Origin of the sequence: Pedobacter sp. KBW01 (assembly GCF_003852395.1) — a bacterium.
GTDB lineage: Bacteria > Bacteroidota > Bacteroidia > Sphingobacteriales > Sphingobacteriaceae > Pedobacter.
The window spans coordinates 258,295-271,932 of sequence record NZ_QAJQ01000003.1 but is presented as its reverse complement, the minus strand read 5'-3'; the positions used below and the strand labels follow the sequence as shown (position 1 = coordinate 271,932).

General features: G+C 41.9%; 8 protein-coding genes. 1 reads left to right on the top strand and 7 read right to left on the bottom strand.

The window, feature by feature from the left end; all coding sequences use genetic code 11:
* Positions 1-81: 81 nt before the first annotated feature.
* On the bottom strand, positions 82-1,602 hold the full coding sequence (locus DBR40_RS03595; protein WP_124558438.1) for an alpha-L-fucosidase: 1,521 nt from the start codon (positions 1,600-1,602) through the stop codon (positions 82-84).
* A 319-nt stretch (positions 1,603-1,921) separates the two neighbouring features.
* Positions 1,922-4,024, bottom strand: a complete 2,103-nt coding sequence (locus DBR40_RS03590; protein WP_124558437.1) for a polysaccharide lyase 8 family protein — start codon at positions 4,022-4,024, stop codon at positions 1,922-1,924.
* 434 nt (positions 4,025-4,458) lie between these two features.
* Between DBR40_RS03590 and DBR40_RS03585 the strand changes: the two genes are divergently transcribed.
* Positions 4,459-4,905 carry a hypothetical protein gene (locus DBR40_RS03585; RefSeq protein WP_124558436.1) on the top strand — a complete coding sequence of 149 codons (447 nt, stop codon included), beginning with the start codon at positions 4,459-4,461 and terminating at the stop codon, positions 4,903-4,905.
* Positions 4,906-5,089: 184 nt separating this feature from the next.
* Here DBR40_RS03585 and DBR40_RS03580 read toward each other — a convergent pair whose 3' ends face one another.
* The 5 genes from DBR40_RS03580 to DBR40_RS03560 form a co-directional block, all read right to left on the bottom strand.
* Positions 5,090-5,623, bottom strand: a complete 534-nt coding sequence (locus tag DBR40_RS03580) for a dihydrofolate reductase family protein (RefSeq protein ID WP_124558435.1) — start codon at positions 5,621-5,623, stop codon at positions 5,090-5,092.
* Between the two features lie 85 nt (positions 5,624-5,708).
* Positions 5,709-6,488, bottom strand: coding sequence for a helix-turn-helix domain-containing protein (locus DBR40_RS03575; protein ID WP_124558434.1), 780 nt, complete (start codon positions 6,486-6,488; stop codon positions 5,709-5,711).
* 117 nt (positions 6,489-6,605) lie between these two features.
* Complete coding sequence (locus DBR40_RS03570) at positions 6,606-8,111, bottom strand: alpha-L-fucosidase (RefSeq protein ID WP_124558433.1); 1,506 nt, start codon at positions 8,109-8,111, stop codon at positions 6,606-6,608.
* A 138-nt stretch (positions 8,112-8,249) separates the two neighbouring features.
* Positions 8,250-10,085, bottom strand: coding sequence for a RagB/SusD family nutrient uptake outer membrane protein (locus tag DBR40_RS03565; RefSeq protein ID WP_124558432.1), 1,836 nt, complete (start codon positions 10,083-10,085; stop codon positions 8,250-8,252).
* Between the two features lie 58 nt (positions 10,086-10,143).
* Entirely contained in the window at positions 10,144-13,506 is a 3,363-nt protein-coding gene (locus tag DBR40_RS03560; RefSeq protein WP_124558431.1) for a TonB-dependent receptor, read from the bottom strand.
* Between the last annotated feature and the right edge of the window lie 132 nt (positions 13,507-13,638).

Sequence of the window (13,638 nt, the reverse complement as noted above, 5' to 3'; positions counted from 1 at the left end):
TTTCATCAATTATTTTAGCTGCTTATTATGTTATATTAGCAATAGAGGTTAGAGACTTGCTTATAAGCACCAAGCCAATAATTACCCTTTTCCAGTGTTTATAACGGAAATTTCATAAATAGAAGGTGGTGCGGAAGCTTTTTTAACCTTAAACCTTAGCTTATTGCTCTGATAATTACGGGGCAGCCTGATTACCTTACAATCGCCCATTGGTGTTGTACCTAAATAAATGGTTTGCCATTTTTCATCTTTTAAAATCGCTACTTCGTATTCCTGAATCCGGGGTAAGCGCAATTGCGAAAAATTATCCGGTAATTGTTTGGTATCCTGGTATTCGAATATACTGATCTTATTAAACGGTTTTGCCGGATTAAGCTCAATAGTTAGTTCGGCCAGCGTATCGGCCGCAGCCCAACGGCTATCCAAACTGCCATCGGTTACCGCAGCTGCTTCGTATTTGTTCTCCTTATCTGCAAATACACTGCTGGCTGTAACCGGGCTTTTTAACGAAATAAACTCGCCGTTTTTAGGCAGAGGTTTATTGGCTGATAATCCCAGCCTTTTCCCCAGTTCAATTACAGCAAGCGCTTCATATTCCTTTATCCTTCCGGTATTATCGGGAGGTACATTAATCACCAGCGTATTATCATTATCGGTACACCAGTAAAATAGCTCTTCCAGTTCATCCAGTTCCCTTACCGGTAAATCCTCTGTTTTCTGAAACCAGTTCCAACGCGAACTTAAACATAGGGTATGCTCGAAAGGCAGATAATAAGATTTGCCCTGGTGCAAATACTGTTTTTTATCAAATTTACCTACTAAACGTGGGTCCCACAGGCGAAAATCGCTCGGAAAGTATTGAAAATAGTACTTATTATCTACCGTCATGTTACTCGGCACGGTGAACTTGCGTTTTCCTTCTTCGTTCACAATGGTATGGTTGATGCTGATTGCACACTGCGGACTGTATTTTTTAACCAATGCATACAACTGGTCTACGCCCCAATCGCCGGGCTGCCTGTCCCAGCCACCATCCAGCCAAAGCTCGCAAATAGAGCCATAATTAGTAAACAGCTCGGTAAGCTGATTGAGCATATAATTAACATATACTTTAGGGTCTTTGTCTTTATAAGTAGGTTCGTGCCTGTCCCACAACGAATAGTACAAACCAAGTTTGATACCGTATTTCTTACAGGCATCGGCAACGGCTTTTACTACATCGGTTTTAACGGGCGAAGATGCTACATCGTAAGTGGTGTATTTACTGTCCCAAAGGCAAAAACCATCGTGATGTTTGGTAACCAGCACTACATAACGGAAACCAGCTTCTTTAGCGGTTTTTACCCACTGGTCAGGATCGAGATTGGTTGGATGATAGGTATCAACAGGTATTGTTCCGTCAGACCATTCCAGGTTAGCAAAAGTGTTAAGGCCAAAATGCATAAACATGCCATAACCACGATTAATCATTTCCCTTTGTGCTTCATTTGGCTTTGTAGCCGGTTCCAGCAGCTGTGCACTTGCAGCACTGCAGCACAAAATGAAGCCCAACAATAAACCAATTTGTTTTGCTTTCGAAACCACTATTTGATACTTATTCATTTTTAACAACATATGCGTACAATTCTTACTTAAGCGCCCGGCACCATTCATTGCTTACAGATTAGCTTAGCTTTTACCGGGCAATGTTATTTCCATGCCTCTGGTTTATTATGCTTTTAACTGGCTGATCAGCAATTCATCCATGCTACCATTTCACTACTCAAACTTCAATTATTTCCGGATGTTTCTTTTCAACTATATTAGCTGCTTATTACGCAATATTAGCCCTTGAAGGCTGTTCATTGCTTCATTAGTGAGGATGATGCAAAAAACCTCCGTGCTAATCTGTGAATCCGTGGCTGCTTTAAGGTATCCTAATCTAAAAACTAACCTTCAAGCTTTTACCCCTGCTTTCTCCATCTGGCAATGTTATGTGCCTGGTTACAGGCTTATTGTTAACCTGAACGGTAACCGTAAGCTCTGTTAGTTTTTGTGAGGGGTCTGCAAGCCATATTTCGGGCGTACTGGCATTCATTTCTTTTACAAGCACCAGACAGGGTTGATCGACCGTTACTTTCAGTTGTTTATAGCTAAGGCCTTGAGGCTGATAAAAGCAAACCTGCAGCATTTGCAAAGCATTATTGGCTACAGCCTGCACCTGGTTATTATTGGCCAGCACTTTAATATTTGAAGTAACTGTGCTGTTCATTTCCTGTAAGGCAACATTGGGTAAAACACAATAAGCATAGCTTGCATTTGCAGGTTTTACACCATGATCGATAAATAGTTTAAACACTTTCCCGTTTACTTCTTCATCGCTATAGCCTTTGTTAATGCGTTTCCAACTACCTTTTTGCATTGCAGCGCTTACTACAGCTCTGGTATTCTGTAAAAAACAGTAGCCAATGCTATCGTGCCAAACCCAGGCCGGATTATCCAGTTTTTCCGTATCGGTTAATAACCATTTGTTTTTGGCTAAGCCTACTTTTCCTTTCAGCCAGCATTGGTTAAGCGTGGTAGTAATATTTTCGGCTTCGGTGCTATTAATGCCAGTACCTAAACAAACTATTTCGCGATCAAAAAGGAACCACGCTTTCTTCGCTGCAACCTGGTTATAATCCATATCATAAACCGTGCAACCGTATTTTCCATCGCTAACCCCACCCACAAAATCCATATTGCCTTTTTCGCCCCATTCTACAACCGCAGGCTGATCTGTTAAGTAATCTCGACAGGTTATTCCGGGCAATTTATCCCACTCCCAAAGGGGCATGATATTGAAATATTCGCTTCCCGTACGCTGAATATTAGTCGACCCATCAGCCAGAAACCGGCCAAAAATATTTTCGCCATTACCACTCTCTGTACGCCTGGTTCTAACAGAAACGGCCCGAATGTTAAAGCTATATGCTTTACGCTGGTGCATGGTATAATCGGCCCTGTAAAACTGTTTGTGGTAAGAGCTAATGCCAAGAGCAGGCGGTTGACGCTCTTCTATGCGTGCTATAGCTGCATCAATGGCCCTGGCACCTGATGGGTCTATATTTTTTGCCAGGGCAAGCATGGCAGCTGTATTTTCGGCATAGCCATCTAAAACTGCATTTTTCTTATCCAGCATATTAGGCCGCGAAATGCTTCTCCCTTCTATGTTAAAATCGCTATAGCGCCCCCTTATGGCACGTAAAAAGGTTTCGGTTAAATAACTATAAAGGAGGTTTTGCTTTTCTTTACTTAAGGCAAACCTGGTATTCATTACGGCTGCCGCCGCTTTATACTCGCCTGTTAAAAACACAGCACCATAACCCGCCAGATACAGTTGTTTACCATGCTGAAAGTAGGAATAATCGGTTTGCAAACCTTCCTGACTGGAGAACTCAATGGGAGCAAATAACTGATTGACTGCGGCATCCATCAGCACAGCATCTTTTGCCGCACAGGCCCTGTACAGGTAGTGCATGGCAATATCGAGCTTATTAGCACCGGTTTGCTTATAGGGATCGCCCCTTTTCATCGATTCTAGCAGGGCATCTTTGGTTGTTTTTGGATAACTAACCTTAGCTTCATCAATCAGCATCAGTATTTCGCCAAGTGCCTGCGGCGTAGCAATATCGTTATACCACCAGTTTTTGCTCTTAGGGGCTGCTTTTAACCAATAGTTTAAGCCGGCAACAATCCTTTCGTCGAGCTTACGGTTATAGCCCTTATTAATGGCGATACAGTATTCTTTTATTTGGTGCAAATGCCTGATGGGTGTCCACAGGGTGATTCTATCATCGGTATACTGAATATCTGCCCAGCTGCCATCGGCTTGCTGATTTTGCTGCAGAGTAGCTATGGCTTCTGTTGTAGTTTTAGCTTGTGCTTTCAGGTTGTTTACAATATTCTTCCTGACGATATCAAACTCATCTTGTGCAGTGGTGATCTGAACCTGCAACAATCCAACGATTGTTAGTACTAAAGCTAATTTTATCTTTTTTATCATTTACAGGAGATGTTAAAATTTAACAAAACAGGCATAAACCAGAAGCTCAGAAATGGAGCGCATGCTTATTTTAAGTTTCTTTTTCATATTCATTTTCATTTGGTTAGGTGTTGCTCATGGTAATGCATACCGTTTGGTTATGTCATCTTCAAATTTACGGTGTAAGCAGTTTACTCTGGGATAAAAATCGTCCTAAATAGGGGGAATAATTGCCTAAGTTGGGTTAAAAACAAAAAACCGAGGATGGTTGGTGTAACAGGGATTCAAAAATTATTATAAAAAGCAGCCGACCTTAGTTAACCAGCCTGACAAAGTATTTATAGTTGTTGATTTAGATCAAAACCGCGTTATAGCGATGATGAAATGAACTATTTTTGAAGATTGAGTCTCAATTTTAGGCTCAGCAAATTAATAGTCGTCTAAAAAATATTATTATGAACTTAAGGTTGTGCCGTGGCTTTGCTATGGCTAAGATTGTGTTGTTGTTTTTAATCTGCTTAGTTGTTTATCCATCTATATCTCATGCTCAAAATGGCTGCGTCATATACTACGGAGGCGGCACTTATGGTACTGTTGTTTATACTTCGCCCGCAGGTACTACTTCTAGTTGTAATGGCTACACTGTTGATGTTTACAATGGTTCGCCCTCTACCACAACATCTGCCTGCATAAATAACCCTACACCCGATAATTACCGCCAGTGCATTGTGGGTAGCTCTTGCGGAGTTTTAATTCAAAATTATATCACTACCTGCCCGCTCGATGAAAATATTTTCTTACTGCTTATAGCCCTTGGTGCATTTGGCTATTACCGTTTAAAAAAGGGGTTACCCAGTCTCAATTTTCAAAGTCGGTCAGCTGTGTTGCAGGTAAAACTATAAACCTATCTGCTTTAATGTTCTTATATGTCTAAGGTGGTAAAACAATCAACGGTTATTTTTATTGAACCATATAAATCAAATAAGTTTCATATAAGCCTGCTCACTTAAATGCCTCATATGGTAACATATAGAGCAATCAGATTTACTCTTCTTATACGTCTAAGGAGGCAAAACAACTTAAGGCTTAAACATTAATCACCTTGTACCGCAAAGATACCAGCCCGGTTTCGTAAGTTTTGCTCTCGAGCAGGTTAAGACTTATGCGATTGCTGTGCCCGCGAAACAGCGGTTTTCCATCCCCTAATAAAATTGGATGTACCGATAACCATAACTCATCAAGCAACCCTGCTTTCATCATCGCGTCACTTAGCGAAGCCCCCCCAAACAACCAGATATCTTTACCTTGTTCCGATTTTATTCTTTGTGCTTCTGCTACCGCATCATTAGCGATGAGCACTGCACCTGCTTTTACCGAGGTTAATGTTTTAGAAAATACATACTCGGTGAGTACCGGCATACCAGGGATTGCATCATCGCTGCTGTTTTCGTGCTGCTGCATCACCTCGTAACTTTTTCTACCAATAAACATGGCATCTATCCGGTCGAAAAACACTTTAAGACCATAATCCTGATCGGTGAAACACCAATCGTATTCGCCTTTTGTTCCTTCAATATAACCATCCAGGCTAATGGCTAAGCCCAATATTAACTTTCTCATGTGGTGTTGTGTTTAAGATACAAATATGGCTAAGACTTGTTTTGTATAATTGTACAGAACGGACAAAAAATGGTGAAAGATCTTTTTACAAAATATTTTTGCTTCGCAACACTTCACCAGGTGTAAAACCAGTGTATTGCTTATAATCACGAATAAAGTGAGCCTGATCGTAATAACCACTCTGGTAAGCCACATGAGTAAGAGAACGCGTAGGATTACTCTTTAGGCGCTCGAGTGAATAAATAAATCTGGAAACCCTCAGGTAATCGCGCGGCGATAAACCTACATATTGCTGAAACTGCCTGGATAGATGGCGCTGGCTAAAACCAATATGACTGGTAAGGGCAGCTAAAGAGATTAAGCCTTTGGATAATTGAATCTGTTGAAGGCAATATTCGATCGCCAGATTATCATCAGCTTTGCGCAACTCTTGCAACAAATACTGCTGCAATAAAGCCACCCTGCGATTATGGGTGCCGCCATCGGCCATTAATGCTTCCAGCATGGCAGCCTTCTTTTCCCAAAGCTCGGCCAATGGTGTAGTACTATTCGATAATAAACGGAGTGGAATTTTGAAGAATCGATAAGCCATACCTGGTTGAAAACAAACAGCCATACAACCTGCTCCTTTCCTCATTTGCACATCAACCGGCTTGTTCATCCTAAAATTAACGATACTGCCATTATACAGTTCATTATCGATTATGGCAACCGGGGACGACGTATAATTGATAAAAATCTCTACACAGGTATCGGGTAATACGCGGATATCATGCCTATCCAATCCCCCATCACAATCCATGGTACAAATCTGGCTAACATAGGGTTTAAGTGCCGGTAGTATATCGTAACTTTCAATTTGCATCCTGCACAAATATACCCATTATTCTACGGCGAGTGTTATGTCTGTATGGTTTTAAAAAAGAGGACAGCTGCAATGCAACTGTCCTCCCAACTCTGTTTTTATCTTTAAAAGCTTATCCTATTCTTTCTCATCCAAAAGGTACAAGCCAAATTCGGCCAATGTTGGGTTTAACCTCGAAGCCAATATTTTAAACCTTACCCGTTTAGCGGTAACTGCGTTAAATTTTAACAAGCGTTTGTAACCTACTGTAGTACCCGATGCAAAATTCTTCCATTCGGTACCATCAAAATATTCGGCTTCAAACTTTTCTATACGCTGCCCCACGGCAATATTTTCCTGTAGAGAGAGTACATTAAAGGTTGTATTTTTTGTCCAGTTTAATTCGATGGTAGTTGTGCTATCCTTACCAGTTGTTGTAAAATAAGTATTTAGTTTACCATCAAACATGGCTTTTAGGTCTTTGCCTGATACCGAGGTGATCGTTGCCGACTCAGCAATATTATTGGTAAAGGTGTTTTTCATTTTCCGGCCAAAGGCAGCCAGGTTTTTAACGTCGTTTTCGGCTATAAGCCCCTGGGTATTTGGCGGAATATTTAAAAGTAAAACCCCGTTCCTACCTACCGATGTAAAATAAATGTCCATTAACTTCCCCGGTGTTTTAACCTTAGCATCTTCGTTGCTATGGTAAAACCATCCCGGACGAATGCTCACATCGGTTTCGGCCGGATACCACACCAAACCTGTTGCATTCACCAGCTTACTGCGGCTACCACGATCCTGATCTTTGTAAGACCCCGTTAAGGTCGGAATTACATTTACATCTTTTTGAGATAATGCGGCTATCTTCTCCTGACTCTGCTCTCCCATAGGTAGCACACTCCATTCAGTTTCGCGCCCAACACCTGTTTCGGTACCTACCCAGCGTACATCGGGCCCCTGCACTGCAATAACCGCCTGTGGCTGCAATTTCCTGATTAAGGTGTACCAGCTATTAAAATCGTAAACCTGCTTTTTGCCGTTAGGCCCTTCGCCATTTGCACCATCAAACCAAACTTCATCTACTTTACCATATTGAGTAAGTAGTTCGGTTAACTGGTTTACGAAATAAGTATTGTAGGCATCTGTTCCGTACGAAGCATTATTGCGGTCCCAGGGCGATAAATAGACCCCAAAGCCAATATTGTATTTTCTACAAGCTTCAGCTACTTCTTTTACAATATCGCCCTTACCCTGCTTGTAAGGGGTGTTTTTTATACTGTGCGCTGTAAATTTACTTGGCCATAAACAAAAACCATCATGATGTTTGGCGGTAATAATGGCCTGTTTAAAGCCCGCATCTTTAATGGCTTTAACCCATTGCTCTGCATTGAGTTGTGCAGGATTAAAAGCAGCAATATTTTCTTTTCCATCGCCCCATTCCCTATCGGTAAAGGTATTGATACCAAAGTGAAAAAAAGCAGTTAACTCGAGCATCTGCCAGCGCAGCTGGCGTGCCGATGGTGTTACGTTAGCCGCCTTGTTAATGATGGTACTTTGGTTATCGCCGGGCGAAATACTAACGATGCTTTTCTGGGCATAGGCCTGCGAGAAAAGCAAAGAAATAATAAAAATTGTCTTTTTCATTTGTGTTGTTGGTTGTGTGGGGTAAACTCAATTGAGCTCATAAATTTATGCATAAAAGCAACAGCAATTAAGCTGCTGCTTTTAAAGAGCGCATATTTTTAAAACTGTTTTAATACCGGGCTGCTAAACTTAGCCAGTTTACCATCCGGGATTCTGCACCAGCTTGGTACTTTTCTGGATTTCTGCTAATGGAATAGGCCATAAATAATATGCACGGGTAAATACCCTGGTTTCGTACTGTGTGCGTTTTAGAAATTCAGCATCGGTTTCGGCTCCTACGTTCATACCGTAAAAAGGACCTCCCTGTGCGCCCTGTCCCGAAGCATTCTCGGCAATCATCCACCTGCGCACATCAAAATATCGCTGACCTTCAAAACAAAGTTCAACCCGGCTTTCCTTTCTGATTGCCTCACGTTGCAAAGCCTGATTGCCAATAATAGCCGGATTACTTACGCTCCATTTGGGAATACCTGCGCGTTCGCGTACCAAATCTACGTACTGGGCAATTTTAGGATCGGCAGGATTAACTTCATTTAATGCCTCGGCATATAAAAGGTAAAATTCCGCTAAGCGAAAGATAAAAGAAGGGCGGTAAAAGCTTTTCGGTGCCGTGGTTACCGACTGGCTTACTGTTCTGTTTAAGCGTTTGTACATGTTGTAACCGGTAATCGAATAGTTAGAAGCAATATCGTTACCATTTCCCTTGGTAAACTTAATCAGTGCGTTGGTTACAGGCCATCTTTTTCCATGATAAACAATAGAAGCATAAAAACGGGGCTCGCGGTTTACATACATGTTAAAAGTCCCTGCTTCCGATCTTCCTGCAGGCACCTCGGTTACAGTGGAAAAACCTACCTCGCTATAACCCGATCCTGAATCGTTAATGGATTTACCGTTTTTCATAAAGAAGGCATCCACCAATTCCTGTGTAGTGCCAACATTTCCATAACCACCCTGGCTACGTGGGGTTGCCCGGCGTACCATACCATCTCCCGAAGAAATGCTGCCGTAGGCTTCGTTACCACTTGCCCAGATTACTTCACTGTTCATAGCCTGAAACAACTGATAAATAGATTTATCGGGATCTAATACTCCTGCAGTAAATTCGCGGTACAAATCATATTTACCGACCGAGAAATTAATAAAATCCTGAAGTGCATTAACCGCTTTTTGCCATTTGTTATCATCTTTTGCCGGAAACAACTTCTTACCACTCTTATTGGTTAATGCCATTGCTTCAGCAAAACCACCATTGTACAGTGGACTGGCAGCCATAACCAGTATTTTGGCCTTTATAGCAAGGGCAACACCTTTGGTTGGCAGAGCGAGATTATTGATATCGGTTAAGGGAATATATTCATCAAGATCGGGAGCTACGGCATCCATCTCTTTGGTTACATAATTTACCACTTCATCCACACTATTGCGCTCAAAATCCAAATCGGCATCATTAGGGTTAACAGTCTTATCCATAATCGGAATTGGCCCATATAGTTCGAACAACAAATAATGATAATACGCCCTTAGAAACCTGGCCTGTGCCATTAACTTTTTAAATTCAGGCTCCTCGATAGCATCGGCAACAGTGCCACCCGACGAAGTGCCACCAACACGAGGTATAACCTTAGCATTGGCCATAAAAACATTGGCCTGGCGAATATACAGGTATAAATCCCAACGGCTAAATGGTGCATTTGAAGCATTAAAACCTGCAGGCGGTTCTACCCTGAAAGCACCTTGCTGGTTTCTGTTTTCATCGGTAAAAGCTGGCCAGGGATTATCTACCCCCCTAACGGCTGTAGTAGATAACTGAAAAACCATTGCCGATGAAGTGCCAATACCTGCAAAAATATTGCGGTGGAAAGCACGTGCATTGGCCGGTGTAGAAAAAATCTGGTCGAGTGTAAGCTGACCTGCAAGCTCATCGGATACATTTAAATAGTTTTTACTGCACGAACCTAGACTTATGATCATGCAGCACAGCAACAAGGCTTTATATATTTTTGATTTCATCATTCTTCTTCTTTGGATATTATAAATTAAACTCAATGCCAATGGTGTACGAACGCGGAATGGGGTAATTTAGGCCTTCATTGGCATTCCCGATCTCAGGATCCCACATTTTAATGTTATCCCAAACGGCTAAATTATTACCCATTAAGTATATCCTGCCGGTTTCGAAACCAATTTTCCGCAGCATTTTTTTAGGGAAACGATAACCCAGTTCAATATTTTTTAAACGAATAAAACTGGCATCTCTCAGCCACCAGGTGCTGGCTACCTGATTGTTTGCAAAACTATTGGAGTGCAACCTCGGATACATCACATCCTGACTTGGGTTCGCCTCAGTCCACCTGTTAGCGGCTTCTGCTCTTAAATTTGACTCTTCGACGCCAAATGCAAATGGAAAAAAGTTACCGCCCGCAAATTGACCAAATACGGTTGAGGTACGCCCCACACCCTGAAAAAAGATACTGCCGTAAAAACCCTTATACTCGGCATTGAGCCCAAAACCGTACACAATGCCCGGATTAGCAGGATTACTGCCTGTATAATAGCTCCGGTCAAAATTATCGATCTTCCCGTCACCGTTTAAATCCTTGTATTTAATATCGCCGGGCCTAACTACACCACCCAGTGTGCTTACAGGTAGCCCTGGTTTTAAAGTGTAGGTACGTTTTCCTGCAGCATCGGTAACCAGTGTAAAATCGTTATCGGCATATAAACCATCAGCTGTATACAGGTTCCACTCACCAATGCTTGTCCCGGTTTGGTTCATCCAGGGATAAGGTTGTGGTAGTTCATCAATCTCGAGTATTTTGTTTTTGGCAATAGTTAAGTTACCCCGCGCCGTTAATTTCAAACCGCCAATATTTTGTTTAATGTTAACTGATCCGTCCATCCCTTTGTTGGATACCGAACCGAAATTTTGCCATGGCGACTGCCTGAAGCCGGTAACGCCCGAAACAGTGCGGCGTTGCAATAAAATACTGGAGCGCAGGTTATTGAAATAATCAACAGAAAAATCTACAGCACCTTTAAACAATTCAATATCTACTCCGTAATTCTTCTTATTTTCTATCTCCCAGGTTAAATCGGGTGCTTCAAAACGTCCCTCCACAATACCATTTAAACCATTCAGAGAGCCTGTACCACCAATTCCAATTGGGTAGCCGGTGGTGCCAGTGGTATAGGTACCACGGTAAAGAAATCTTGCCCCGCCGGTATTGTCGTTACCTGTTTTACCAACAGATGCCCTGAATTTTAAAGATGATACTACCTTACGCAGCGCTTCAGGATAAAAAGGTTCGTTACTGGCATACCATGCCCCACCTATTGCAGGAAAAAAACCAAAACGGTTACCGGGCGAAAAAGTTTCACTTCCGGTTACGCCGAAATTGCCTTCTACAGAATACCGGTTGGCGTAGTTATAGGTTAACCTACCCACATAAGCCTGCTTTTTAAAGGCCAATGCCTCCCCTTGCTGCTGTGCTTCTTTTTGGTAAGTTAACAACATAGCGCCAACAGTATGATCGTTTGCGAAAACCCGGTTATAATTTAATGAACTTTCTAAATAGATATTTTTCTGACCATTACTTGTTTCTACAGGCTCGCCCAAAGTTGTTTCAGGATTTCCAACCTGAGTAAAGATTAGCTTACCATTGGCATCGCGTGCGGTTGCATTGAACTGTTTAGGCGACTTTAGTCTGTTCATGTAATAATTCATGGTAGCATCAAAACTAACAATCCCTCTAAAGCTCAATCCTTTGGTAATAAAATCTAACTTTTGATCTAAAGATAATTTGGATTGTAAACTTGTTCTCCATTCTTTAGCATAACCCGATTCCATTAACAAATTGTAGGGGTTAGAGCGGTTGGAACTTGGAATACCGGGATGGCCGGCTATAGTGCCATCTGAGTAAACGGCAGGAAAAAGATAACCCGGCACACCCATCATCCGCGAAAAAATGGCTGCTGTTCCTGTACCCGGATAGTTTGTTAACAGGTATTGTCCGCTCAAATCTACTCCCAATACAGTTGTTTTGGTAACATTTAAATCAATATTGCTACGCAGATTGTAGCGCTTAAGCCCCAGATTATTATCATAAATATTATTGGGATTGGAATTAAAAATTCCGTTTTCCTGATAGTAAGCGCCCGAAACAAAAAACTTAGCAATATCGCCCCCACCCCTGAAATTTAAAGTATGGCGGGTATTGTAGGTATTATCTCTGAGCATAACATCCAGAAACTTGGCATTCGGATATAAATCAGGGTCTGTACCATTCTTATAAAAGGCCAGCTGCTCATCTGTTTTAAACACCGGACTATCTTCATTACGCAAGGCTTCATTATAAGCAAAAAGGTAATCGTAAGAATCCATAAACTCGGGGAGCCTGGTGGGTTTATTCTGAGTATATTCTCCACGGTAGGTAATTTTTGTTTTTTGCACCACACCGCGCTTTGAAGTAATTAAAATTACACCATTAGCCCCTTCTGCCCCATATACTGCTGTGGCTGCAGCATCTTTCAATACGTTAAAGGTTTCAATTTCATCTGGTTCAATATCAGTCATGGCGCGAGGTATCCCATCAACCAGCACAAGCGGATTGGTTCCGCCGGCAAAGGAACTTACTCCCCTGATCCAGAATTCGGCATTATCATAACCCGGTTCTCCCGATCGCTGAATGGCAATAATACCGGGCACCTGGCCGGCAATGGCATTAGTTAAGCTGCGGGTGGGTATGCGTAGTGCATCGCCCTTTACCGAAGAAACGGAACTTACCAGGCTGCTCTTTTTTTGCTTGCCAAAACCAACTACCACTACATCACTAAGGTTAGCTTCGTCGTTTTTAAGCAGTACATTAATTACCGTACGGCCATTTAGCGGCTGTTCCTGGCTTTTGTAGCTCAACAAACTAAAAATCAATACTGCTCCTTCGGGCACTCCTTTTAATACAAATGAGCCGTTTCCGTCGGTAGCAGTACCGATGGTGGGTTTATTTTTAACCTGCACCGTAACACCTGGCAGTGCAAGCCCCGAGGTATCTTTTACTGTTCCGGTAATAGTTAATACCTTTGCTGCAACCGAATTTATTTTAGCCGTTTCTAAAATGGTGATGGTTTCGCCGTGAATCCTGAACCCTAAACCTGAGCCTTGCAGGGCTTTACTTAAGGCGGTATTGATATCGGCATTACTTACCTTAAAAGTAACTGGCAAAGCCTTTTGAATGGTTTCTTCGTTGTAAAGAAACCGGTAACTGGTTTGTTTATTTAACTCAGTAAAAACGGTTTTTAACGCTGCGTTTTTTACTGAAATATTAACCTGTTGCGCCCTTCCGTTGGCGAATACGCCAATCTGAAGTACAAAAATTAAAAGGGTAACAAGTTTCATAATTTTGATAACTATTGGTATACCGGAAATTGCTTGCCGGTGGGCAATATTTTGTCTGTGACAAAAGAAATTCATACTTTCGTTTGATTTAGGTTAGAGAAATAAGTTCGGTTTTAATACTGTTTTTTCGTA

Coding starts and splice junctions, on each gene's coding strand:
- DBR40_RS03595 (WP_124558438.1), bottom strand. CDS start 1,602: ATGAATAAGTATCAAATAGTGGTTTCGAAAGCAAAACAAATTGGTTTA.
- DBR40_RS03570 (WP_124558433.1), bottom strand. CDS start 8,111: ATGAAAAAGACAATTTTTATTATTTCTTTGCTTTTCTCGCAGGCCTAT.
- DBR40_RS03590 (WP_124558437.1), bottom strand. CDS start 4,024: ATGATAAAAAAGATAAAATTAGCTTTAGTACTAACAATCGTTGGATTG.
- DBR40_RS03560 (WP_124558431.1), bottom strand. CDS start 13,506: ATGAAACTTGTTACCCTTTTAATTTTTGTACTTCAGATTGGCGTATTC.
- DBR40_RS03585 (WP_124558436.1), top strand. CDS start 4,459: ATGAACTTAAGGTTGTGCCGTGGCTTTGCTATGGCTAAGATTGTGTTG.
- DBR40_RS03565 (WP_124558432.1), bottom strand. CDS start 10,085: ATGATCATAAGTCTAGGTTCGTGCAGTAAAAACTATTTAAATGTATCC.
- DBR40_RS03580 (WP_124558435.1), bottom strand. CDS start 5,623: ATGAGAAAGTTAATATTGGGCTTAGCCATTAGCCTGGATGGTTATATT.
- DBR40_RS03575 (WP_124558434.1), bottom strand. CDS start 6,488: ATGCAAATTGAAAGTTACGATATACTACCGGCACTTAAACCCTATGTT.